Annotated in this window: 24 protein-coding genes; 15 read left to right on the top strand and 9 right to left on the bottom strand. The window is 64.6% G+C overall.

All coding sequences use genetic code 11. The features are described from left to right. The gene (locus SIDU_RS09485) at positions 1–882 is read right to left on the bottom strand and encodes an urease accessory protein UreD (RefSeq protein WP_007686332.1); all 882 of its coding nucleotides are present in this window, start codon (positions 880–882) and stop codon (positions 1–3) included. Positions 883–1,118: 236 nt separating this feature from the next. Here SIDU_RS09485 and SIDU_RS09480 point away from each other — a divergent pair, with 236 nt between their 5' ends. The 6 genes from SIDU_RS09480 (at position 1,119) to urtE (ending at position 6,762) form a co-directional block, all read left to right on the top strand. Beyond that, complete coding sequence (locus SIDU_RS09480; RefSeq protein WP_007686334.1) at positions 1,119–1,826, top strand: TorF family putative porin; 708 nt, start codon at positions 1,119–1,121, stop codon at positions 1,824–1,826. A 118-nt stretch (positions 1,827–1,944) separates the two neighbouring features. Next, positions 1,945–3,177 carry an urea ABC transporter substrate-binding protein gene (gene urtA / locus SIDU_RS09475; protein WP_007686336.1) on the top strand — a complete coding sequence of 411 codons (1,233 nt, stop codon included), beginning with the start codon at positions 1,945–1,947 and terminating at the stop codon, positions 3,175–3,177. A gap of 114 nt (positions 3,178–3,291) precedes the next feature. Further along, the gene (urtB, locus tag SIDU_RS09470) at positions 3,292–4,185 is read left to right on the top strand and encodes an urea ABC transporter permease subunit UrtB (protein ID WP_007686338.1); all 894 of its coding nucleotides are present in this window, start codon (positions 3,292–3,294) and stop codon (positions 4,183–4,185) included. Between the two features lie 11 nt (positions 4,186–4,196). Further along, positions 4,197–5,309 (top strand): urea ABC transporter permease subunit UrtC, encoded by a 1,113-nt coding sequence (urtC, locus tag SIDU_RS09465; protein ID WP_007686339.1) that lies wholly within the window; start codon positions 4,197–4,199, stop codon positions 5,307–5,309. After that, positions 5,306–6,049: an urea ABC transporter ATP-binding protein UrtD gene (gene urtD / locus SIDU_RS09460; protein ID WP_007686341.1), complete on the top strand. Its 744-nt coding sequence runs from the start codon at positions 5,306–5,308 to the stop codon at positions 6,047–6,049. The genes urtC and urtD overlap by 4 nt, the downstream gene beginning before the upstream one ends. After that, positions 6,046–6,762 (top strand): urea ABC transporter ATP-binding subunit UrtE, encoded by a 717-nt coding sequence (gene urtE / locus SIDU_RS09455; protein WP_007686343.1) that lies wholly within the window; start codon positions 6,046–6,048, stop codon positions 6,760–6,762. Before urtD ends, urtE begins: the two co-directional genes overlap by 4 nt. Positions 6,763–6,807: 45 nt before the next feature. On the opposite strand, the gene SIDU_RS09450 is transcribed toward urtE, so the two are convergent. Continuing rightward, positions 6,808–7,500 (bottom strand): CDP-alcohol phosphatidyltransferase family protein, encoded by a 693-nt coding sequence (locus SIDU_RS09450; RefSeq protein WP_013039427.1) that lies wholly within the window; start codon positions 7,498–7,500, stop codon positions 6,808–6,810. Positions 7,501–7,904: 404 nt separating this feature from the next. Here SIDU_RS09450 and SIDU_RS09445 point away from each other — a divergent pair, with 404 nt between their 5' ends. Genes SIDU_RS09445 through SIDU_RS19280 form a run of 3 tightly spaced genes read left to right on the top strand, consistent with a single transcriptional unit; the run spans position 7,905 to position 8,532 of the window. Then, complete coding sequence (locus SIDU_RS09445; RefSeq protein WP_007686348.1) at positions 7,905–8,123, top strand: hypothetical protein; 219 nt, start codon at positions 7,905–7,907, stop codon at positions 8,121–8,123. Next, positions 8,120–8,362, top strand: a complete 243-nt coding sequence (locus tag SIDU_RS09440; protein WP_007686350.1) for a hypothetical protein — start codon at positions 8,120–8,122, stop codon at positions 8,360–8,362. The genes SIDU_RS09445 and SIDU_RS09440 overlap by 4 nt, the downstream gene beginning before the upstream one ends. Positions 8,363–8,364: 2 nt before the next feature. After that, the gene (locus SIDU_RS19280; RefSeq protein WP_013039429.1) at positions 8,365–8,532 is read left to right on the top strand and encodes a hypothetical protein; all 168 of its coding nucleotides are present in this window, start codon (positions 8,365–8,367) and stop codon (positions 8,530–8,532) included. Here the strand turns inward: SIDU_RS19280 and SIDU_RS09435 are convergent. The 3 genes from SIDU_RS09435 to SIDU_RS09425 all read right to left on the bottom strand — a co-directional run bounded on the left by SIDU_RS09435 (position 8,515) and on the right by SIDU_RS09425 (position 11,474). Continuing rightward, positions 8,515–9,267 (bottom strand): spermidine synthase family protein, encoded by a 753-nt coding sequence (locus SIDU_RS09435; RefSeq protein WP_007686354.1) that lies wholly within the window; start codon positions 9,265–9,267, stop codon positions 8,515–8,517. The two genes, SIDU_RS19280 and SIDU_RS09435, sit on opposite strands and share 18 nt — an antisense overlap. 272 nt (positions 9,268–9,539) lie before the next feature. Further along, complete coding sequence (locus SIDU_RS09430) at positions 9,540–10,424, bottom strand: intradiol ring-cleavage dioxygenase (RefSeq protein WP_007686357.1); 885 nt, start codon at positions 10,422–10,424, stop codon at positions 9,540–9,542. Positions 10,425–10,565: 141 nt separating this feature from the next. Continuing rightward, positions 10,566–11,474 (bottom strand): helix-turn-helix domain-containing protein, encoded by a 909-nt coding sequence (locus SIDU_RS09425; protein ID WP_233431810.1) that lies wholly within the window; start codon positions 11,472–11,474, stop codon positions 10,566–10,568. Positions 11,475–11,767: 293 nt separating this feature from the next. Between SIDU_RS09425 and SIDU_RS09420 the strand changes: the two genes are divergently transcribed. Beyond that, positions 11,768–12,046 (top strand): YciI family protein, encoded by a 279-nt coding sequence (locus SIDU_RS09420; RefSeq protein WP_007686361.1) that lies wholly within the window; start codon positions 11,768–11,770, stop codon positions 12,044–12,046. Positions 12,047–12,157: 111 nt separating this feature from the next. Here the strand turns inward: SIDU_RS09420 and SIDU_RS09415 are convergent, their stop codons facing one another. Next, positions 12,158–12,403 (bottom strand): hypothetical protein, encoded by a 246-nt coding sequence (locus tag SIDU_RS09415; RefSeq protein ID WP_007686363.1) that lies wholly within the window; start codon positions 12,401–12,403, stop codon positions 12,158–12,160. A 278-nt stretch (positions 12,404–12,681) separates the two neighbouring features. Between SIDU_RS09415 and SIDU_RS09410 the strand changes: the two genes are divergently transcribed. The 4 genes from SIDU_RS09410 to SIDU_RS09395 all read left to right on the top strand — a co-directional run bounded on the left by SIDU_RS09410 (position 12,682) and on the right by SIDU_RS09395 (position 19,664). Next, the gene (locus tag SIDU_RS09410; RefSeq protein ID WP_007686366.1) at positions 12,682–13,173 is read left to right on the top strand and encodes an Lrp/AsnC family transcriptional regulator; all 492 of its coding nucleotides are present in this window, start codon (positions 12,682–12,684) and stop codon (positions 13,171–13,173) included. Between the two features lie 467 nt (positions 13,174–13,640). Then, positions 13,641–16,430, top strand: coding sequence for a TonB-dependent receptor domain-containing protein (locus SIDU_RS09405; protein WP_037510947.1), 2,790 nt, complete (start codon positions 13,641–13,643; stop codon positions 16,428–16,430). Between the two features lie 35 nt (positions 16,431–16,465). Beyond that, positions 16,466–18,040, top strand: a complete 1,575-nt coding sequence (locus SIDU_RS09400) for an amidohydrolase (RefSeq protein WP_013039434.1) — start codon at positions 16,466–16,468, stop codon at positions 18,038–18,040. Positions 18,041–18,056: 16 nt separating this feature from the next. Continuing rightward, a complete protein-coding gene (locus tag SIDU_RS09395; protein ID WP_037510949.1) occupies positions 18,057–19,664 on the top strand; it encodes an amidohydrolase in 1,608 nt (535 codons plus the stop codon). Positions 19,665–19,850: 186 nt separating this feature from the next. On the opposite strand, the gene SIDU_RS09390 is transcribed toward SIDU_RS09395, so the two are convergent. Next, entirely contained in the window at positions 19,851–21,155 is a 1,305-nt protein-coding gene (locus SIDU_RS09390) for a sugar MFS transporter (protein WP_007686371.1), read from the bottom strand. Between the two features lie 130 nt (positions 21,156–21,285). Here SIDU_RS09390 and SIDU_RS09385 point away from each other — a divergent pair, with 130 nt between their 5' ends. Further along, on the top strand, positions 21,286–22,428 hold the full coding sequence (locus SIDU_RS09385) for an aldose epimerase family protein (RefSeq protein WP_454888508.1): 1,143 nt from the start codon (positions 21,286–21,288) through the stop codon (positions 22,426–22,428). A 212-nt stretch (positions 22,429–22,640) separates the two neighbouring features. Here the strand turns inward: SIDU_RS09385 and SIDU_RS09380 are convergent, their stop codons facing one another. Together SIDU_RS09380 and SIDU_RS09375 are read right to left on the bottom strand one after the other, a co-directional pair. After that, positions 22,641–23,105: a hypothetical protein gene (locus SIDU_RS09380; protein WP_007686375.1), complete on the bottom strand. Its 465-nt coding sequence runs from the start codon at positions 23,103–23,105 to the stop codon at positions 22,641–22,643. Next, a complete protein-coding gene (locus SIDU_RS09375; RefSeq protein ID WP_007686376.1) occupies positions 23,102–23,572 on the bottom strand; it encodes a copper chaperone PCu(A)C in 471 nt (156 codons plus the stop codon). The genes SIDU_RS09380 and SIDU_RS09375 overlap by 4 nt, the downstream gene beginning before the upstream one ends. Positions 23,573–23,643: the final 71 nt, after the last annotated feature.

The raw sequence follows: 23,643 nt of genomic DNA, 5'->3' as shown, positions 1-23,643 counted from the left end.
TCAGCACCTCCACACGCGGGGCAGGGGGCGGCCCTCGCGCAGGGCCATCAGCGCCGCCATGATGTCGGCGCGCAACGCCGCGCCGTCCGGCGCGAGCAGCCGGATGGCGAGCAGGCCGTTCCACGCGCTGGCGGCGGCGCGTCCGGCCGGTTCGGCCAGGGCCTGCCGCACCGGCTCCAGCAGCGCGGCGGCGCGGGCGGAGGCGTGGACGATGACGGCCATCGCGCCTGCTCCCCCGCCGATGGCGGAGCGGCGCATCATCGCGTCGACATCCCCTTCCAGCGCCAGCGCGTCGGCATAGATCAGCCGGCCGTTCCGGTAGATGCGCATCCGGTCGCCGAGCGCGCCGTGCGCCATGCGCTCGCCCATCGCCGCGCGGCCCAGGACCACGGCCTCCAGCCCCAGGAAGGTCACGTCGGCATCGAGCAGGATGCGCGTCTCCCGGGCCAGGCGGGCGCGGTCGAACAGGATCGTTTCCTGCGGCAGCCATTCCGCGTCGGCGCCCTGTTCGACCCGCAATTGCGTATAGATCCGGCAGCCATGGGACAGGGCGCGATAGACTTTCTCCGCCGCCTGGCCCGTCACGGTGGCGCTGGTCTCCGCCGCCCAGCGGACGGACTGGCGCACGCTGTCGCCCTCCGCCAGGCCGCCCGCCGTGTTGATCAGCACGGCGCATGGCCGTCCCCCTTCGTCGCGGCGCGGCATGCGGGCGCGCAGGCAGCCTGCCTGATAACTGTCCTTCATCACGGTCCGCCCGTTTCGTTGCCCGAAAGCGAGCCGCAACTCGCCATGGCTGCGCAGGCTGTTCGGCACCGCACAAGGACCGGAAGCGATCCGGGCGGCCTGCCTGCCGATGTCGGGGTCGAACGTGGGACCGAACAAGATTTGTCTCCTCCCCGATCATTATCTCCAGAAAAAATCCGCGTTCAATGCGCCTTGTCGCCGAAAGGGTGGACGTTTGACGTATTGACCGCCAACGCCCCAAGGGCGGCGCGCGGCGCCCCTCCGGCCTGCATCCGGATCTACGTCAAATGCCGCATGCCGTGTTGCTGCTGCATTGCACAATATGTCCCCGCAAATCAGTAAAGGGGACAATCACGATGAAGCGATACGGGAAAATGGCCATGCTTCTGGCAGCCGGAGCAGCGGCGCTGACGGCCGGTTCGATACAGGCCCAGGCGCAGGATGCGGGCAGCGAGCCGGTCATCCTGACGGGCGGCGTCACCTTCCTGACCGACTATCGCCTGCGCGGAGCGTCGCTGTCCGACAACAAGCCGGTGATCCAGGGCGTGGTGTCGGCCAAGATCCCGGTCGCGGGGGCATTCAGCATCTATGGCGGCATCTGGGGTTCCAGCCTGGACAAGGATGCCGGAGGCGGCGCGATGGAAACCGATTTCTTCGGCGGCGTGCAGGCCGATGTCGGCGACGTCAATATTCGCGCCCGCTATTTGCGGCTCGTCTTCCACGACATCGACGATCTGGATTTCGACCAGTATGAATTCGGCATCAACGCGCCGGTCGGCCCGGTGACGGGGGGCGCGGGCGTGATCCATGACGAATATAATGGCGGCGGCCATTCCACCTATGTCTACGGCAGCGCGCGCTATGCCGTGCCGAAGACCGGCCTCGCCTTCCGCGGCCTGCTCGGTTACGAGGACGGGACCAACTGGGACGACAAGGTCAACTGGCAGCTTGGCGCCTTCTATACCTATAAGGCGGTGACCTTCGGCATCGATTATGTCGACACCAACCGTTATTCCGCCAATTCGCGCGGCGGCAACCGGGCGAAGGGCGCGGCGCTCTTTTCCATCGGCGCGGTCTTCTGACCCGCGCACCCACGCACACTACGTCAAATGACCCATGGCTGCGCGCATCGCGCCGCAGCATCCTTGCCCGGTGGAGCGGCGACGCGGTCGGCCGGGCAACAGTCACAGGAGCATATTCATGAAAAAAGGGCTTGGCAGGAAATCCTTTCTGGCGCTGACGCTGGCCTGCACCATGCTGGCGACCGCGTGCGGCAAGTCGGAAAGCGGCAACGCCACGGCGGCGGCCGGCGGCGACGCGATCAAGGTCGGCATCCTGCATTCGCTGTCCGGCACCATGGCGATCAGCGAGGATACGGTGAAGAATTCCACCCAACTCGCCATCGATGAGATCAACGCGGCGGGCGGCGTGCTGGGCAAGCAGATCGCGGCGGTGACGGAAGATGGCGCGTCCGACCCAGCCATCTTCGCGCAGAAGGCGAACAAGCTGGTCTCCGACGACGGCGTAGCCACGGTGTTCGGCGGATGGACCTCCGCCAGCCGCAAGGCGATGCTGCCGGTGTTCGAAAAGACCGGGAACCTGCTCTGGTATCCGGTGCAGTTCGAAGGGAATGAATGTTCACCCAACATCATGTATTCGGGCGCGCAGCCCAACCAGCAGACCCTGCCCGCCTATGACTGGGCGAAGGAGAAGGGCTACAAAAACTTCTTCCTGGTGGGGTCGGACTATGTCTATCCGCGCACCGCGAACCTGATCGTCAAGAAGCATCTGGAAAAGGACGGCCTGAAATTGGCCGGCGAGGAATATCAGCCGCTGGGCGGCACCGAATTTTCCGGCGTCATCGGCAAGATCAAGGCGGCCAGGCCCGACATCATCTTCAATACGCTGAACGGCGATTCCAACGTCGCCTTCTTCAAGCAGATGGCGGCGGCGGGCCTGACGCCCAAGGTGATCCCGGTCATGTCCTTCTCCATCGGCGAACAGGAAGCGCAGGCCATGGGCCCGGCGCTGGTCGAGGGCAGCTATGCCGCCTGGAACTATTTTCAGACGCTGGATGGCGACGCCAACGCCAAGTTCATCAAGGCGTACAAGGCGAAGTTCGGCGAGGACAAGGTGCTGACCGACCCGATGGTCCACGGCTATGTCGACGTCTATGTGTGGAAGGCGGCCGTGGAAAAGGCGGGCAGCACAGATCCGGCGAAGGTGCGGGCGGCGGCGGTGACGCTGGACGCTGTCGACACGCCGCTGGGCAAGGTGAACTTCGTCAAGAACAACAGCCTGGTCCAGACCGCCTATATCGGCGAAGCGGACCCCAAGGGCCAGTTCAAGATCCTCTGGACGTCGAAGGGCGCGATCCAGCCCGAACCCTATGATCCGCTGGCCTTCCCCGGAAAGACCTGCAGCATCGGCTGACGACGCGACCCGTCGGCCCGGTGCGCAACCCGCCTTCGCGTCCGGTTCAGGCTCCCTCTCAAGAACCGGCGCGAAGGCGGAAAGCGCCAAGGACCAAGCAACAGGGAGGCGCCCATGGACGCCGCATTTCTCTTCGGCCAGCTTTTCAACGGCTTCAGCGTGGCGTCGCTCTACATCCTCGCCGCGCTGGGCCTGGCGCTCAGCTTCGGGCTGATGCGCGTCATCAACATGGCGCATGGCGAAATATTGATGGTGGGCAGCTATCTTGCCTATCTCACCATCCTGTTCGTGCCGGGGCCGATGGGCATCATCGTCGCCATGCTCGTCGCCTTCCTGGGCGCGGGGATGCTCGGCGGCCTGCTGGAAGTGACGCTGGTGAGCAAGCTCACGTCCAGGCCGCTCGACACGCTGCTGGCGACATGGGGCGTCAGCCTGATCCTTCAGCAGGCGGCGCGCGACCTGTTCGGCGCCACCGGCGTATCCGTGACCGCGCCCGCATGGCTTGACGGCGGCTTCGCGCTCGGACCGCTGCAACTGCCGACGATCCGGCTGTTCATCCTGCTGCTGGCGGCGTTGATACTGGGCGGCCTGGCCGCGTTGCTGCGTTATACGCGCATCGGCCTGCTGGTGCGCGCCGTCAATCAGGACCGGGCGACCGCAGCGGCGATGGGCGTCAACGTGCGCCAGGTGGACGCCTTCATCTTCGCGCTGGGCGCGGGCGTCGCGGGCGTCGGCGGCGTGGTGCTGGCGCTGCTCGGCCCGGTCACGCCGACCGTCGGCCAGGGCTATATCGTGACCGCCTTCCTGGTCGTGATCCTGGGCGGCCTTGGCAGCGTCGTCGGGACGACGCTGGCGGCGCTGATGATCGGCCTGTTCATGGCGCTGTCGCAAATCTTCGTGGACGTGAGCTTCGCGCAGGTGCTGACGCTGATCTTCGTCATCCTCTTCCTCCAGTTCCGGCCGCAGGGCGTGATCGCCGTCCGCTCCCGCGCGCTGGACGCAGAATAGGAGACCGGCGCATGACCGGGACGCTCCCCATCAAACAGGCCGCCACCGGCGTGGCGCTGATCCTCGCCATCGCCGCGCCGTGGCTGCTTTCGGCTTATGACCTCAACCTGCTGGCCCGTTTCCTGGCGCTGTCGCTGACCGCCATGGGGCTTGTCCTCATCTGGGGCGAAGGCGGGATTTTGAGCCTGGGGCAAGGCGTGTTCTTCGGCCTGGGCGGCTATGCCCTCGCCATGCATCTGAAGCTCGCCGGACTGGCGGAGGGGGAATTGCCCGACTTCATGATCTGGTCGGGGACGGAGGCGCTGCCCTGGTGGTGGTCCCTGGTCAAAAGCCCCTTCGCCGCCGTCGCGGCCGTGCTGGTCGTGCCGACCGCGCTCGGCGCGCTGATGGCCTGGGCCATATTCCGGCGGCGAATCGGCGGCGTCTATTTCGCGCTGATCACCCAGGCGCTGGCCCTGGCCTTCGCGACCCTGCTCGTCAGCCAGCAGGGGCTGACCGGCGGGTTCAACGGCCTGACCGACTATCAGACGCTGTTCGGCTTCAACCTCAACCTGCCTTCCACCACGCTGGCGCTCTATTTCATCACGCTCGCGCTGGTCGTGGCAGGCCTGTTGGGCCTGCGCTGGCTGCTGGCGAGCCGCTACGGCAAGCTGCTGCGCGCCAGCCGCGACGGCGCGAACCGCATGCGTTTCCTGGGCTATGACCCCACGCCCTACAAGGTGATCGCCTTTGCCGTCGCCGCGCTGCTGACCGGCATGTCGGGCGCGCTCTTCACCCTGCATGCCGGCGTGGTGTCGCCCGCGCTGGTGGGCGTGGTGCCCTCCATCGAGATGGTGATCTGGGCCGCCATCGGCGGGCGCAACAGCCTGATCGGAGCGATCGCGGGCGCGCTGCTGGTCAATTTCGCCAAGGACAAGATTTCGACCGCCATGCCCGAAGTGTGGCTCTATGGCCTTGGCGCGCTGTTCATCGCGGCCGTCACCATCCTGCCGCAGGGCCTGGCAGGCCTGTTCGGTCCCGACCATCCCTTCCGTCCCGGCAAGGCAGGCGACCTGTTCGCCCGCTGGCGCCGCGAAAGGGCCAAGACCGCGTCGCAACCCATCGCAGGCGAGGCCGCGCCATGACCGTTCCCATGCTCCAGCTTGAAAATGTCGTCGTCGATTTCGACGGGTTCAAGGCGATAGACGATCTGTCGCTGACCATCGAAAGCGGGTCGATGACCGTGGTGATAGGCCCCAATGGCGCGGGCAAGTCGACCATGTGCGATTCCATCATCGGCAGGGTCCGGCCGGCTTCCGGCAGAGTCCTGTTCCACGGCGCGGAGATACAGGCGGAAAGCGAACATGCCATTGTCGGGCGCGGTATCTGCCGCAAGTTCCAGACGCCCGGCGTGCTCGTCGCCCTGTCGGTGATCGACAACCTTGCCATCGCCGCGACGCGCGACCGGAACTGGTGGGCATGTTTTTCCCGCAAGGGCGAGGCGGAAGCGCGTGCGCGCGCCGAGGAGATATTGGAGCAGATCGGCCTCACCGATCGCCGCGACACGCTGGCGGGCAATCTGTCGCATGGCGAAAAGCAATGGCTGGAGATCGGCATGGTGGTTGCGACCGACGCCGAACTGCTGCTGCTCGACGAGCCGACGGCCGGCATGGGCGCTTCGGAAAGCAGCCAGACCGCGACCCTCGTCCGTTCCCTGCTGGGCAAGCATGCGGTGCTGGTGATCGACCATGACATCGATTTCGTGTCGCAACTGGGCGGTCATGTCGTCGTGCTGCATCAGGGACGGCTGCTGCGCGAAGGCACGCTGGAGCAAATCCGCGCCGACGAGGAAGTCGCCGCCATCTACCTCGGGAGGGCGAAATGACCGACCTCATGAACCTGCGCAGCGTGTCCGCCGCCTATGGCAAGGGGCAGGTGCTGTGGGACGTGGCCTTCGACCTGAAGGCCGGGGACGCGATCACGGTGCTGGGCCGCAACGGCGTGGGCAAGACGACGCTGATCCGCACCATCATGGGCCAGTTGCCGGCGTCGGGGGGCCATATCTACTGGCATGGCGACGAAATCACGGAGATGCGCCCGCATCAGCGATCGCGCATCGGCATCGGCTTCGTGCCGCAGGGGCGCCATATCTTCCCGCATCTGACCGTGCGCGAAAATCTGGAAGTCGGCCTATCCGCGCTCGCCCGCAAGGGGTTCAAGGGGCCGAAGGCAGTGCCCGAAATGGTGTTCGACCTGTTCCCCAAGCTGACGCAGATCGCAGGCCGCAAGGCCGGGGTTCTGTCGGGCGGCGAACAGCAGCAGCTCGCCATCGGTCGCGCCCTGGCGGGACAGCCGCAACTGCTGCTGCTCGACGAACCGACGGAGGGCATCCAGCCCAATATCGTGCAGCAGATCGAGGACGCCCTGCGCCGCGTGCGGACCGAACTCAACGTCGCGATCCTGATCGTCGAACAGAATCTGGATTTCGCCTGGAGCTTTGCCGACCGCTATCTGGTGATGCAGCGCGGCCGGATCGTGAAGGAGGGCAGGACCGCGCAGGACAGCGCCGATACGGTGGCCCATCTGGTCCATGTCTGACGTTTTCGGTCGGCCGCGCGGGTCGGCTTTCTAGACCCCTGTCCCTCAGTTCATGACGCGGCGTTCGGCTTCGGCAAGGGCAAGCCTTCTTCCCGTGACCAGCGTCTGGCCGATGAAAAGGACGATCAGGATCGAACCGACCGTCCCCACGAAAATATCAAAGCCGGACCAGCGCCCGAAAAGTCCCGGCGCCGTTCCCAGCACCATCATCATGACCGTCATGCCGATCAGCATGAACCTGAGTTCGGTCGGCCCGGCGGAAAGGTAGGACAGCTTCAATTCGCCCAATACCCGCGCCGAGAGAAAGGCGTGGATCGACAGCAGCAGATAGCCCGCGAGCGCGACCATGGCGACATCCATCGTCACGAACGGGCTGAGGCCGATCCCGGCCAGGATGAGCAGCGTCGCCAGCCCGTCGCAGCTATGATCGATGAAATAGCCGTAGGACGGGCGCTCTATGCGCCGGTATCGCGCCAGGCTGCCGTCCATGGAATCGCCGAACCACTGCACCGCATAGCCCGCAATGGCAAGCAGCAGCCAGGACGAGGCGATGTTGCTGGCGGCATATCCGGCAAAGACCATGACCGCGCCTGCCATGCCGGTCGCGGTCAGGCGATCCGGCGTTACCCAGGACGGCATTCGTCGGCACAGCCAGTCGAGCAGCCGCCGTTCATTGGCGGCAAGCCAGTTCTGCTGGATTCGGGAAAGCGATGGAGGGGATTGGGGTTGGATCGTCATAGGCCTTCGATCATGGTCTGGAACAGCCGGCGCGTCCGGGGAGCGGCAGGCGCGATATATGCCGGCATCAACCGCCGCATCCGAAGATGCGCCGGCCAAGGAAAATCGGCGCGACGACAGATGCCGTCAGTGTAGCCCTAAAGGAAAGCCGGTCTTGCTGCATGATATGCTTCCCTATGCGCGGGAGCACTCAAGTCTCTCTGTCGGGTCGTGCGGAAAGAAGACCCGATGGGCCTTCCTAACAGCCTTCATGCGGGCCGAACAGAATTTTCCCGACCCTGGGCGCTTTTCCGACAGACGGACGGGATGTTCCGTGCTATTGACCCATTATTGCGCGAAATTTGCCGCAAGCATTCGCCGTGACAGAGAGACCGTCGTGCTCCCGCTTGCCAGCCGAGGAGCCTATGATGGAAGACCTGAATTACCTGTTGAAGCGCGAGCAGGAGGAATTGCTGCGCGCCCGGATCGCCCATGGCCCGGCGGCGCGCCGGGCTCATCAACGGCTGGCGGAAGGATATGCGGGTCGCATCCGCCGCCATCCTCATCCCTATCGATCCCGGCGCCCGGATGGCTCTGCGTCGTTCAACCCGTTCCCGCTCGACGTGGAAGGGGGCGCGGCATGAGCAGGGTCGTCAACGTCAGGGTCGCCATGGATGTCATCAAGGCGACGTGCGCCAAGCATGCATTCCGGGTGTCCGCGGTGGAAACGCTGGTTTCCGGCGGCACCAGGGTGGTGATGCTCGATCCCCGGGACGCCGACGCCTTCCGCATATTGATGAAGGACAAGCTGATCGAGGGTGCCGTGACGCGATCCGCATCCCACATGGCCCGGCAATGGACGCCCTCGCACCATCGGAGATGACCATGGACCGCTTCGATTATCTCGCGCGCCGCAAGCAGGCGGAGCTGAACCAGGCCGCTCTTGCCGTCTGCCCGGTCGAGAAGAACCGGCATGAGGAGCAGGCGCGCGCCTATGCCAAGATCATTTCCGTCCTGCGCCGGGAAGAAGAAGCCTCACTGCATGTCCGATAGCCGGGCGCGACCGCCCGGCTTCGCCGCGAACCAGATATTATGCCAACGCTCCGTGCTGCCGACATAGGCCGGCAGGATGATTTCGTCGACTTCGAAACCCGTTTCCTCAAGCCTGCCCGCAAAGCCGTCGTCGGCGTAGGAAGACCAGACGGACAGCAGGCCCCCCGGCCGCAGCGCGGCATAGGCCGCGGCAAGGCCGCGATGGGAATATAGTCGGTCGTTACCGGACGTGATGAAGCCGTCCGGGCCGTTATCGACATCCAGCAGGATGGCGTCGAACCCATCCGACGTCTCCGCAATGATGTCGTAGACGTCGCGCAGGCGGAGGCTGACGCGCGGGTCGGCAAGATTTTCCTTGAACAGATGCGCCAAGGGTCCCTTGGCCCAGACGACGATCTGGGGAACCAGCTCCGCGACGGTCACGAAGGCCTGCGCGCTCCAGGCGGCAAGGACAGCGTCCAGGGTGAAGCCCATGCCGAGCCCGCCGACCAGGACATGACCGTCCTTTCCGGCCAGGCGTTCGCTTGTCAGGGTGGCAAGCGCCATTTCCGACAGATGGTCCTGGCTTCCCATCAACTCGTCGCGGCCGAACTGTATGGAAAATTCCTTGCCGCATTTGAGCAGGTGCAACTGGCCGCCGCCCGGAATGTCCGCGACATCCACCGTTTCTATGGGCGGATGGCTTCTTGCCCTTCCGGTCCTGGCCTGCCGCTTGCCGGCGACGCCGACCTGCATGTCAGAAGGCCGCCTTGATGAAGCGCCGTTACGATTCATGCTGTTCCTGTCGCTTTTTCAAGATCAGTCGCGACGTAAACCAGCATGGCGTCCATTGCGCGGTGACGATGTTCAATGCCCGGCCCGCACCTTCTTTGCAAGGCCGCGCGGCAGATCCTTTTCCGTGGCGGACGCGCTGCCGATGTCCTCTGTCACGAGGGAAAGGGGCGGCGGGGCACCCGATCATCTCCCGCGGCGGACGACGTGCCCATGTTCGTGCCCCGCCGCGCCGTTCAGGAGTTTGCGGCCTGGTCGCGGGGGTGAAGCACGAAGCGATAGTCGAGCGTGTGGAAGGGCACCTCGACAGTCTCGCCGGTCGGCGCGACGCCCGGTTCGTGCCTGACGAACTGGCCCACGCAGGAACCGCGCACGCCGAAGACCGAGTCGGAATCGAGATATTCGTCGCCGTCGACGAAGACATGGGTGATCAGGGGATCGAAGCCGGGCTTGGCGATCCTGTAATGCATGTGGGCCGGGCGCATCGGGTGGAGCCTGGTGGCGTCCAGCATCTCGCCGACCGTGCCATCCGATGGGATGGGATAGCTTTTCGGCAGGATCGATCGGAAGCTGAAGCGTCCTGCCGCGTCGGTGTGGAAAACGCCTCGAAGCGCCGCTTCATCCAGCGACCAGTCCGGCGACTGAACGTCGTAAAACCCCTCGGCGTCGGCCTGCCAGACATCCACGACGGCGTCGGCCACCGGCCCATCGGGCGACACCACCTCCGCCCGCACGAAAAGCGGTTCGCCCTCGACGCCCCTGGCGAGATTGCTGCCATGCGTGGCGAGCACGGGCGCGCCCTCGACATGGAAGGGGCCGAAGACGGTCTGTTCGGTCGCCTCCGCAGGACGGCTGTGATTCTGGGCGACGACCAGCATGGAAAGGCCCAGCGTGTCGGACAGCAGGACGAATTCCTGGCGGACGTCGGAACACATATGTCCCGTGCGGGTCAGGAACTTGATCCCTTCCATCCACTCCGCTTCGGTCAGCTTGGTTTCCCGCGCGAAATCGTGCAGATGCCTGATAGCGGAGGCCAATATCTCATGCAATCGCGGATCGGGCGTGTTTTCGATCCGGCGCAGCACTTCCGCGGTGATGGTAAATTCGTTCAAGTCGCGCATGACGGGCTCCAGGCGCCTCCGGATCGGGCGTCCATTTGCTACTCTTATCGGCCCGTCAGGGGACGCGCTCCTGTGAGAAAATGCGATTTTCATGCAGAAACTGGCTGAGCGCCCGGCCGCGCAACGCGTCGGTTCGACAGGTCAGGACTGCACCGATCGGCGATAATGCCCCGGCGTCGCGCCCACATGCCGCCTGAAGGTGTGGGTCAGATGCTCCTGATGGGAAAATCCGCAACTATAGGCGATTTGCGCCAGCGACAGGTCGCTGTGCGCCAGGAGCCTCCTTGCCCGGTCGACGCGCCGCCGAAGGACGAATTGATGGGGGGACAGGCCGGTGGCCAGCTTGAACTGGCGGACGAAATGGGAAACGCTGAGGCCGCCGACCAGGCTCAATTCCTGAAGCTGGATCGGCCTGTCCAGATGGGCTTCCACGAAATCCTCCACGCGTTTCAGCCGTCCTCGCGCCAATCCGCGATTGTTCTCGGCGGCAGGGGAGGGGGGCGCCGAATAATCGTGCCGGATCAGCCGGGCCGCGATCGCCAGCGCCATCTGGTCCGCATAGAGGGCGGTGGAAGCGCCGCCCGACGCGGCGACGCTTCTGACCTCCAGGGCCAGTTGTTCCAGCAGTTCGTCGCGCTGGCCGATCCGGGGGCGGAGGCGGATGCCGTCGGGAAAGTGATAGCCCAGGGACGCCGCCACCTCGTTGACGACGCTGCTGCGGATATAAAGATGCAGGGTTTCGACCGAATCCGCCAATTGGATGGAAAATGGCGAGTTGGCCGGCCACAGGCAGAGGCCCCCCGGCGGCACGACGGTCGTGATCCTTTCGTCTTCGGTGGCGCCGGTGATCTGGGCGGGGCCGCCCAGATGGAACACCAGCAGATGGTCCGGCACGGCCCTGGCGGACGCTTCGAAGGGTTCCTCCTGCTGTTCCGACAGGAACAGGGATGTCCAGCCCAGCGCGGCGCTGGAAGTCTGGACGGGGTTGCTGGAACCCAGGAACAGCCCGTGCGTGTCGCCGATGTCAAAATGTGCGGCCGCCGCCATCATTCCTCCACTAAATGCGCTCAGCCACGGCCAATCCGTGCGGCCCGTTCAGCCATCATGGGTGCATCGCGCCGGTCATAGGCCCGCCGGCCGCAAAAATACAGGGCCTGCCGGTCGGCGCCAGCCGCCCACCGTGCCGACCGCCCAACGAAGGCAGCAAGATTATGCAGAAGAAAGGCGGCCGGACGCAGGATCATGCCGCGGACATGGCGGCAGGATGGCGCATCCGTCCTGCCCCGCCGGAACAGCGCGATCGTCGATGTTCGGGGGCAAAACCAATGGAAAGAAGTCCCCCCATGCTTTACCTGCGCATCTGCTTTGACAAGCCCGACATGCTGGCGCGCCGCGACGAATATCGCCAGGCCCATCGCGCCTATCTCGCTTCGGGCGTGGTCAAGCTCGTGCAGGCAGGCCCGATGATGGCGGATGACGACAGCCACAATATCGGCAGCTTCATGGTCGTGGAAGCCGAAGACCTGGAAAGCGTGAAGAAATTTCACGATGAGGATCCCTTCACGAAAGCCGGCATTTTCGATGAGGTGCGCATCTGCCGCTGGGACCGCCACATCGGCTGACCGGCACATCGGCTGACCGGGGCTTCTCGATCCGGGGCGGCAATTGATGGCGCCGCTTCGCGCGCCCGCCGCAACGCTGCAAGTGGACCTATCTCTACGCTGTATCGACATTCAGAAGATGGCGAGCCGAAAATGGTGGTTTTCCGTGACCCGGCGCGCAGCGTACTTAAAGTACGTGAGCACCGGAAGCACGGGAAACCGCCCTTTGCAGGCCGCCAGGGCTGAATGTCGATACAGCCTAAAGCGGCGCGCCACGAACCCCCGGCCGCCGTCGACCGCATGTTCGCCGCACTGCGCCGGCGGTAAGGCAATGCCGGCAGGCTCGCCCGCTATCGGCGCGTGATCCGTCAGGCCCATGCCCGGTTCAGCCCCCCTCGACACCGATCGCGACGGCAGGGCTTGCCGGCCGGGCCGCGGCGCGCATCGGGACCGCCAGACCTTGCCCGCTGGGCATTGTCGCTGCCGATGCGAACCGGCTGCTGCCCAGGCCCCCGAACGACCGGCCCGGCGCCGATGGCCGTGACGCCGTCATCCCGAAATGGCGGATCGTTGGATGCGATGCGTTAGGCATTGCGTCATATCGGCATGAACTGGATCCGAATTGACGCCTTTCAACGGGATGGAGGTGTTTCTCGATGGAATCCGATCCTCATCAACTGGACAGGACGGACCTGCGCCTGCTGCGCGAGATCGTCGAGGACGGCCGCATTTCCGACGTCGCGCTGGGCGAGAAAGTGCATCTGTCGAGCACGGCGGCCGCTCGTCGCCGCAAGATATTGGAGGAACGGGGCATGGTGCCCCGCTACGCGGCCAGTCCCGACCTTGTCCGGTTGGGATATGGCATCGTCGTCCATGTCTCGATCGAACTGGTGTCGCAGGCGGAGCAGGTTCTGAACGAATTTGAACAGGCGGTCGTCAAATGCCCGTCCATGAGCTATTGCAGCTTCGTGTCGGGCGACACGGATTTCATGATGACCGTGCATGTCCGGTCCTTCGCCGATTACGACCGTGTTTATCGCCGGGAACTGTCGACCCTGCCCCATGTGGCGAAGATCCGCAGCAGTTTCGTCATGCGGCCGGTCGCCCAGCGAACGGTTCCGCCGGTCCTGTTCGAAGGGCTGAAATAAGGCCGGTGCGAATCATCCGGCGCATCCCGCCTGTTGATGCCGGATTCCGGCGCTTCATGACCGATATGCGCCGGATTTCAGCAATATCGGCCGGTTTTCTTGTCGACTTTAACGGGAAGCCGCGATGCCAACTGTGTAACATCTGCGGTGCGGGACCATGGAAGGTCCGGCGACGATAAGATGTGGTTGGGCGCCCGGAATGCCGGGGCCGATGCAAGGTGATATTCCGGGGAAAGCCAACAGGCGTTCGTCAGCCCCTGACGATCACGTGCCGTCATGGCGCGAACCCTTGCCCATGCCTGAGGAGGATGACGAAAGGCCCGCAGGACGCGCAAACAGGGGACATCAAGATGGTGGTTGCACTTCCAGGTAGGTCATGGGCAGGTAGGTCATCGACGGGTAGGACATCGGAACGCCGTCATCGACATCGCAGGCATTTTCTGGCGACGACGGGCGGGTTGCTCACCATGCTGTCGGCCGCGCCGGCCCTGGCTCAGGACGCCGCCGACGCGCCAGAGGCGAGCCAGATCATCGTCACCGGATCGCGCATCGTGCGCGACGGCTACAGCGCGCCCACGCCCGTCACGGTGATGAGCCAGGCGGACATCGCGGCCCAGGCGCCCGCCAATATTTCCGACTTCGTCAACCAGCTTCCCTCCATCGCGGGCAGCGGCACGTCGGGCACCCAGTCGGGCGGCCTTTCCAACGCGGTGGCGGGGATCAATTCGATCGGCCTGCGCGGCCTGGGCACGGGACGCACGCTCGTCCTGCTGGATGGCCAGCGGTCGGTGGCCTCGACCGTCGGCGGCGTGGTGGATATCAACACCATTCCGCAGGATCTGGTGGAACGGGTCGAAGTCGTGACCGGCGGCGCTTCGGCGGCTTACGGATCGGACGCCGTGGGCGGCGTCGTCAACTTCGTGCTGAACAAGGATTACAAGGGGTTTCGCGTCGGGCTGGACCAGGGAATCTCCAGCCATGGCGATGGCCGCAACTACAAGATCATGGCCAGCGCCGGCCTGTCTCTGCTCGACGACAGGCTGCACATGCTGTTCAACGGCGAATTCTTCCACCAGAATGGCGTGGATACGATAGACCGCGACTGGAACGACCGCGGTTATTTCATGATCAACAACCCCGCCTATAACGGCACAAACGGCCAGCCGCAGCGGCTGGTGGGGACAGGGGTGGGGCCTTCGGGCTATACGGCGGGCGGGCTGGTCGGCGCCGGTCCGCTGCGCGGCACCTATTTCCTGGGCGCCGGGCAGACCGGGCAACTGACCTATGGATCGGTGCTCAGCCCGTGGATGGTCGGGGGCGACACCGGCGTGACGCTGGCCGGGCATATCGGCACCAATTCGCTGATTCCGCATGACGAGCGCCTGAGCTTCTTCAATCGCACCGCCTTCGACCTGACGCCGGACATCACCATCTTCGGCCAGTTTTCCTACAATCGCTCCACAAGCCGCAGCTTCTATCAGCAGACGCCCAGCACCGGCGTCACGATCCAGGCGGACAATGCCTATCTGCGGACCTATTACCCGGCGGTCGCGGCGCGGATGGCGGCGGGTTCGTCCTTCACGATGGGGACCAGCAACGCCGGCTTCCCGGTTCCGGGCAGCGACATAAAGCGCGAGGTCTATCGCTTCGTCGGCGGGGTCGAGGGCACATTCGGGCTGCTCGAACGGAACTGGAACTGGAACGCCTATTATCAGCATGGCGAGACCAAGGCGCATGAGGAACTGACGAACACCTGGAACAACGCCCGGATGGCGCTGGCCCAGGACGCCGTGTTCGGGCCGGGCGGCAGCATCGTGTGCCGTTCGACGCTGACCAACCCCACCAATGGCTGCGTGCCGATCAACCGCCTGGGAACCATGGGCCCCTCGGCGGAGGCGCTCGCCTATATCTACGGCGCGCAGCAGCCCCAGCGCGACCAGACCATCAAGCAGGATGTCGCAGCCGCGACCATCAACGGCGAGCTGTTCGACCTGCCGGGCGGGGCGGCGGCCGTAGCCTTCGGCGCGGAATGGCGCAAGGAGCAGATCGGCGGCACCGTCGACCCGCAGTTCAACTCGGGCTGGCTCTACGGCAACTATCTCGTCAATCGCGGCAAATATACGGTGAAGGAAGGCTTCCTGGAAGTCGACCTGCCGGTGATCAAGGGGCTGAACCTGAACGCGGCCGGCCGCTTCACCGACTATTCGACATCCGGTTCGGTCCAGACCTGGAAAGTCGGCGGAACCTTTCAGCCGATCCCCGACATCCGCTTTCGCGGCAATGTCAGCCATGACATCCGCGCGCCCAATCTTCAGGAACTGTTCGCGGCGGGCACGGCGCGCACCAATACCGTCATCATCCCGGCAGGCGCCAATGCGCCCGCCACAGGTTCCCTTCAGTTCGTGCAGAACCAGGTTGGCAATCCGGCCCTGACGCCTGAGGTCGCGGACAGCTGGACGGTGGGAACGGTGCTGACGCCCGGCTTCCTTCCGGGCTTCACCGCCTCCTTCGACTATTATTCGATCAAGATCGACAAGGCCATCGGCAATGTCACCGCTCAGGATACGGTGGACCTGTGCTATTCGGAGGGGGTTGCCGCCTATTGCAGCAATATCGTCTTCGTCGGAAACACGCTCAGCAGCATCGTCCTGCGCCCGATCAACTTCGCGAAGCAGACCGCTAAGGGTTTCGACATCGAGGCGAGCTATCGCCTGCCATTGTCGAACATATCCGAAAATCTGCCGGGAACTTTCACGATCCATGGCATGGCGACCCATTATATCAAGAACGTGATCGACAACGGCATCAGCTTCCCGATCGACTATGCCGGGGTCAATGGCGGTTCGCTGGCGGGCACCTATTCCTCGCCGAACTGGGTCTATCGCATCAGCGCCTTCTATGATGCCGATCCCGTCACCTTCAACCTGGTGGCGCGCGGGTTCAGCGACGGCGTCTATGGCAACGACTACATCCAGTGCACGACCAACTGCCCGGCATCGACCACGCAATATCGCACCATCAACGACAATCATATCGACGGCGCGACCTATGTCGACGCGTCGCTGGGCTTCAAATTCAAGGCCCATGGCGGCAAGGGGACGTTGACCTTCATCGTCAACAACCTGTTCGACAAGGCTCCGGTCCCCGTCGGCAACGGTCCGGACGGGAACAACGTCCCCGCCTATGCCCAGACTAGCCGCAGCCTTTACGACGTGATCGGCCGCGTCTACCGCGTCTCCGTCAAAATGCAGTTCTGATGCCCCGAAAGAAGGTATTGACGTCCATGACATGCATGAAGAAAGCCGCCATCGTCCTCGCCTTGGCCTCCACCCTCATGACGCCCGTGGCCCAGGCCGCGGCGCCCAAGGCGATGAAGACCGCCGCGGCATCGGCCGTGGACGCCCAGGCCAAGCAGATCCAGGTGATGGTGGATCAGGTCTTCAGCTATGCCGAGCCGGGGTTCCAGGAGGTGAAGACCTCCGAATATCTGACCGCGATACTGGAACGGAACGGCTTTACCGTGACGCGCGGCGTGGCGGGCATACCCACGGCCTTCACCGCCACCTGGGGCAGCGGCGGTCCGCTGATCGCGCTGGGCAGCGACATCGACGACGTGCTGGGCGTGTCGCAAATTCCCGGCATTCCGAACATCAAGCCGCTGCTGGAAGGCGCGCCGGGCCATGGCGAGGGGCATAATGCGGGCATGCCCCTGGTCATCGCCGCCGCCATCGCGGTCAAGCAGGTGATGGAAAAGAACAAGATTCCCGGCCGGCTGATGCTGTGGCCCGGCGTGGCGGAGGAATTGCTGGCGACCAAGGCCTATTATGTCCGCGACGGGCTGTTCAAGGATGTCGACGCCTGCATCTTCACCCATGTCAGCAGCGATTTTTCGACCGGCTATGGCGAAATGGGCTCCAACGGCATGGTGTCGGTCGAATACAGCTTCCACGGCAAGACCGCGCATGCGGGCGGCATGCCCTGGGAAGGGCGCAGCGCGCTGGACGGGGTGGAACTGATGGACGTGGCGTGGAATTTCCGGCGGGAGCATCTGCCGCTGACGCAGCGTTCCCATTCCGTCATCACCAATGGCGGCGGCCAGCCCAATGTGGTGCCGGACACGGCGTCGGTCTGGTATTATTTCCGGGAACGGACGTTCAAGTCGATCCGCGATCTCTACAATGTCGGCAATGAGATCGCCGACGCTGCCGCCAAGGCGACGGGCACGACGGTGACGCGCCAGATTTTGGGCTATGCCGCGCCGAATTTCGGCAACAAGCCGCTGGCGGAAGCCGCCTATGCCAATATCGTGGCGGTGGGCATGCCGAAATGGACCGCCGACGACCAGGCCTTCGCCAAGGCGGTGCAGGAGACCAACAAGCGCAAGGTCGAACCGCTGCGGGACAAGGTGGCCGAACTTTCCACGCCCGAAAGCCGCAAGCCGTCGATGGGGGGCGGCTCCGACGACATCGGCGACATCATGTGGACGGTGCCGACCATCACCATCCGCTTCCCGTCGAACATCCCCAACATGATCGGCCACAATGTCACGTCCGCGATCGCGATGGCGACGCCGATCGCGCACAAGGGCGCCGTCGCGGGGGCCAAGGCGCTGGCGATGACGGTGCTGGACTTGATGACCACGCCCAAGCTGGTCGCGGACGCCAAGGCCTATTTCAAGGATGTGCAGCTCAAGACCGACAGCTACGACCCGGTGATCACCGCATCGGACAAGCCCGCCATCTGGCTCAATGCAAAGACGATGAAGCTGCTGCGGCCGGAAATGGAGAAATTCTATTACGATCCCGCCAAATATCCCACCTATCTCGACCAGCTTGGCATCAAATATCCGACATTGACGCCGCAATAGGAAGCAATCCACAGCCATGAACATGAAAAGGAAAAAGCCTTTGGGTCGCACCCTTGCTCTTGTCGCTGCGTTGCTGTCCACCGTTGCTTCGCCCGCCGTTGCGGTCGCGGCGTCGCCCAAGGCCCTGAAGGCCGAGGCCGTGGTCGGCGTGGAAGCGCAGGCCAGCCAGGTCCAGGTGATGGTGGATCAGGTCTTCAGCTTTGCCGAGCCCGGTTTTCAGGAGGTGCGCACCTCCGATTATCTGGCGGGGATATTGGAACGGAACGGCTTTACCGTGACGCGCGGCGTGGCGGGCATACCCACGGCCTTCACCGCCACCTGGGGCAGCGGCGGTCCGCTGATCGCGCTGGGCAGCGACATCGACGGCCTGCTGGGCGTGTCGCAGACGCCCGGTTCGCCTGCGATCAAGCCGCTGGTCGCGGGCGCCCCCGGCCATGGGGAGGGCCATAATAGCGGCATGCCGATGATGATCGCCGCCGCCATCGCGGTCAAGCAGGTGATGGAGAAGAACAAGATTCCCGGCCGGCTGATGCTGTGGCCCGGCGTGGCGGAGGAATTGCTGGCGACCAAGGCCTTCTACGTGCGATCCGGCATGTTCAAGGATGTCGACGCCTGCATCTTCGGCCATGTGAATACCGGCTTCGGCACGGCCTATGGCGACATGGGCCTTACCGCCATGGTGTCGGTGGAATATGAATTCACCGGCAAGACGGCCCATGCCGGCGCCATGCCGTGGGAGGGGCGCAGCGCGCTGGACGCCGTGGAGTTCATGGACGTGGCGTGGAATTTCCGCCGCGAGCACCTGCCGCTGGCCCAGCGTTCGCACGACGTCGTCACCAATGGCGGCGGCCAGCCCAATGTGGTGCCGGACAAGGCGTCGGTCTGGTACTATTTCCGGGAAAAGGACTTCGCCTCGGTCCGGTCGCTGTTCGAGACGGGCAATGAGATCGCCGATGCCGCCGCTCAGGCCACCGGCACTACGGTGAAGCGCCGCCTGCTGGGCTATGCCGCGCCGAATTTCGGCAACAAGCCGATGGCGGAGGCCGCCTTCGCCAACATCCAGGCGGTCGGCATGCCCCAATGGTCGGCCGCCGACCAGGCCTTCGTCCGGTCGGTGCAGACGGCCAACAAGCTGAAGGTCCAGCCCCTGGGCACGGCCGTGATGCCGCTTTCCACGCCGGAAACGCGCGGGTCCGCCAGCATTGGCGGATCGGACGACATCGGCGACGTGATGTGGGCGGTTCCGACCATCACCATCGGCTATCCGGCTAACATCCCCAATGTCATCTTCCATCATGCCACCGCCGCGATGGTCATGGCCACGCCGATCGCGCACAAGGGGACGGTGGCGGGAGCCAAGGCGGTCGCGATGACGGTGATCGACCTGATGACCCGGCCGAAGCTGCTGGCGGACGCCAAGACCTATTATCGCGACGTGCAGTTGAAGACCCAGTCCTACGATCCCGTCCTGACGGCGGAGGATCGGCCGGCCATTCACCTCAACGAAAAGGTGATGAAGGAGATGCGGCCGCAGATGGAGAAATATTATTATGATCCCGCGCGATATTCGACCTATCTGGAGCAGTTGGGAATAGCATATCCCGGTCCGGCCGCCGACAAATAAGGTCCGGCGACCTCTGGCTCAGCGCCGCCATCCTGCGCTCTGGAGGATTTGGCGAGCGCGATGACGCGGTGGATCGGCTTCATTTCCGGCCTTCGCGGGAACGGCGGACGAAGAAAAAGGCCGGAGCGTGACGTCGCGCTCTGGCCTTTTCGGGCTTCAGGGCTTGCGCCCCCCCCCTCGGCCCCGTCACCCGATCTGCTGGTCGGGCAGCGCATGGGTGGGCCTCGATCCCCACAGCGCATAGAAGAGGATGTAGAGTTCGCAGGCCGCGGTCAGCAGGAAGCTGGTCTGCAAGCCGAAATGGTCGGCCAGCCAGCCCTGCACCACCACCAGCGCGCCGCCGGCGATCGCCATGATCAGCAGGCCCGATCCTTCCTCGGTCAGCGGCCCCAGCCCCTTGATGCCCAGGGTGAAGATGGTCGGGAACATGATCGAGTGGAACAGGCCCACCAGGATCAGCGACCACATCGCCACCTCGCCATGGGCGAAGACGGTGATCATCATCACGAGGAAGGCGCCGATAGAGAAGGCGGCCAGCACCTTGCCCGCGTCGAACCGCTGCATGATCGCCGACCCCGCGAACCGGCCGACCATCATCCCGCCCCAGAGGAAGGTCAGGTAACGGCCCGCCTGCTCATGGGTCAGGTTGGCGATGTCGGGCTGGCTGACGAAGTTCACGAACAGGTTGGCGACGCCGATCTCCGCGATCAGGTAGATGAAGATGGCCGGGATGCCGAACACCAGGTTGCGATGCGCCCAGAGCGAATGCTTCTTCCGCTCCTCCTTGGCGAGGCGGGTGGCAGACGCGCCCATGGCGGGCAGCGGGAAGCGCGCGATCACGACCGCCAGCACCACCAGCACCATGGCGACCAGGCCATAGGGCAGGATCACCGACTGGGCGTCGGCCAGCCGCTCCGCCTGCGTCAGCACGACTTCGCCCTGGGCGGTGCCGCCCTTCGACCGGCCGAGGATCAGATAAGCCCCGAACATCGGCGCCAGCATAGTGCCGGCCGAATTCATCGCCTGCACCAGGTTAAGGCGGGACGAGGCGGTTTCCGGCCTGCCGACCACCGCGACATAGGGGTTGGCCGCGACCTGGAGCAGGGTGATGCCGCTGGCGATCACGAACAGCATGAGCAGCGTCACGCCATAGGAGGGGATGGACGCCGCCAGCATCATGCCCAGCGCGCCCGCCGCCATGACCAGCAGGCCCGTCACCAGCGACCTCTGGTAACCGATGCGCTCGATCAGCTTGGCCGAGGGGATGGAGGCGACGAAATAGGCGATGAACCATACCGATTCGATCAGCGTCGTCTGGGTGTAGCTGAGTTCGAACACGCTGCGCAGGTGCGGCAGCAGCGTGTTGTTGATGACGGTGATGAAGCCCCACATGAAGAAGAGGCTGGCCAGCAAAGTCAGGGCAGGGCCGTAGCGCGTGCCCGGATCATGGGCCGCCACGGGCGCCGCGGTTGAGGAAATCGGTCCTGCCATTCATCCTTCTCCGGAAGTGTCGAAAAGGCGCGCCGCCGGAACAGGGTTGCGCCTGATTATTTTGTATGAGTATATCTCCACCGATGACGCGTCAATGGCGTCGGGGAGGAACCGCATGCGAAAGGCCCTTATGAATAAAATGGTATTGGCAACGTTGTCATACGGCGGCGCCCTGATGATGACAAGCACGGCGGCACTGGCGGCGGAGGCCAGCCGCGCGCCCGCCGGCACGCTGGCCGACGGCACGGCGATCGAGGCGATCACATTGAAGAACGCGCAGGGCGTGTCCGCCACCATCCTGACCTATGGCGCGACGCTGCAAAATCTGGCCGGGCCGGACCGCAACGGCAGGATCGCGGACGTCCTGCTCGGCTATGACGATCTTGCCGGCTATGTCGACCGTCCCAATTATTTCGGCGTGACCGTGGGCCGCTATGCCAACCGGATCGCGGGCGGCAAGTTCACGCTGGACGGCAAGAGCTATCGATTGCCGCTCAACGACAAGGTCAATTCGCTGCATGGCGGCGGCAAGGGATTCGACAAGCAGGCGTGGAAGGTCGTGTCGCTGAAAAGCGGGCCGACCGCCACGCTGGTCCTGTCGCTCACCAGCCCGGACGGCGACGCCGGCTATCCGGGCAAGCTCGACGCGACCGTCACCTATACGCTGGACGAGGCGGGCAATCTGGGCATCGCCTTCGACGCGAAGACCAGCAAGCCGACCATCGTCAACATGACCAACCATGCGATCTTCAACCTGGCGGGCGAGGGATCGGCGGAGAGCGCGCTGGGGCATCTGCTGACCATAACCGCCAGGGCCTTCACCCCGGTGGACGCCAATCTGATCCCGACCGGCGAACTGAAGCCGGTGGAGGGCACGCCGTTCGATTTCCGCGCGCCGCGCCGCGTGGCGGACGGCATTCGCGATGGCCGCGACGCGCAGATCGTCGCCGGGCGCGGCTATGACCATAATTTCGCGCTGGACAAGGGCGTGACCAGGACGCCCGAACTGGCCGCGCGCCTGGAAGACCCGGCGTCGGGCCGCGTGCTGGAGGTGCTGACCACGGAGCCGGGCGTGCAATTCTACACCGGCAATTTCCTGGACGGCACGCTGATCGGCAAGCAGGGTCATCTCTACCGCATGGGCGACGGCATTGCGCTGGAGCCGCAGAAATTCCCCGATTCGCCCAACCAGCCCAAATTCCTGTCGGCGCGGGTCGATCCGGGCAAGCCCTATCACCACCAGATGATCTACCGCCTGTCGGTCAAGCGCTGAAGACCGGGCATGGCCGAATGGGGCGGGCGACAGGCTGGGCGGCCCTAGGCTGTATCGACATTCAGCCCTGGCGGCCTGCAAATGGTTGAAGCGAGTCGCGTGCCTCGCTTCAATCCCCGTGCTTCCGCTGCTCACCTGCTTTGAGCAGGCTGCGCGCCGGGTCACGGAAAATCACCATTTTCGGCTCGCCATCTTCTGAATGTGGATACAGCCTAACTCCGGCTGAACGGCAGCAGCGCTTCATAGACCGGAAGCGGCGGCTTGCCCTCTACCGGAACCCCCCGGCGCAGCAGGAAGGCGTGGCGAACGATCTCCGCCTGCTGCTCCAGCCCGTAGCGGCGGAAAGGTTTGCCAGGCACGATGTCGTAAGCATAGCGGCAGAAGGGATGGCGCATCAGCGGCAGATACCATCTGCCGCCCCGCTGCGCCTGCCAGACATGGGTCATCTCATGGATGAAATGTCCCTGGATGGACAGCGGGCTGTCGCAGAAATCGGCGCAGAACAGGCCGCTTTCCGGATGGAACCATAGGTCGCCGTCCGGCGCCATGGTGACTTGCCGGGGCTGGAAGGGCCACCATTTGCGATCATGCACCTGCACCCGCCGATAATCGATGGCGGCGGCGAACACCGACCGGGCGAGGGCGGTTTCGGACTCGGTCAGCGGGCGTCCGGTCAATGCGCCTCATGCTCCGTCGATTCGGCGGCCGGAGCGGCGGCGCCGGGCTTCTGGATGACGGCGTCGACCAGCAGGCGGTCGCCATTGGCCAGCAGGAAGGTGAGCGTCATCTTGCCCCGGCCGATCGCCGTGTCGTTGACGCCCCAAAGCATCAGATGCTTGCCGCCCGGCGCGAAGGCGACCTTGGATTTTGCCGGGATGGGAACGCTGTCGAGCGGCTTCATGGTCATCTTGCCGCCCTCGCTCATGCTTTCGTGCATCTCGACCTTCAGGGCGTAATCGGTGAGCACGCCGCGCAGCGCCGTGTCCGCATCGCCGCCATGGGCGACGAAATATCCGGAGGAGGGCATGTCCTTGTTGGGGCTGAGCCGCACCCAGGCCTGATCGATATAGGTGGGCGCGGGATCGCCGCAGGCGGCGAGCGCGAGAGGGGCGGCAAGGGCGATCAGCGGGTAAAATGCGCGCATGGGCAAAGGCTTCCTCAATGTCCCGTTTCCGGTCGTTTCCATGAGGTAATCGTCACAGCTTCTTGTGCCAA

The sequence above is a fragment of the Sphingobium indicum B90A genome, from assembly GCF_000264945.2.
GTDB classification, from domain to species: domain Bacteria; phylum Pseudomonadota; class Alphaproteobacteria; order Sphingomonadales; family Sphingomonadaceae; genus Sphingobium; species Sphingobium indicum.
Note: the sequence above shows the minus strand (reverse complement) of the source record. Positions and strands in the feature narration are given on the sequence as shown.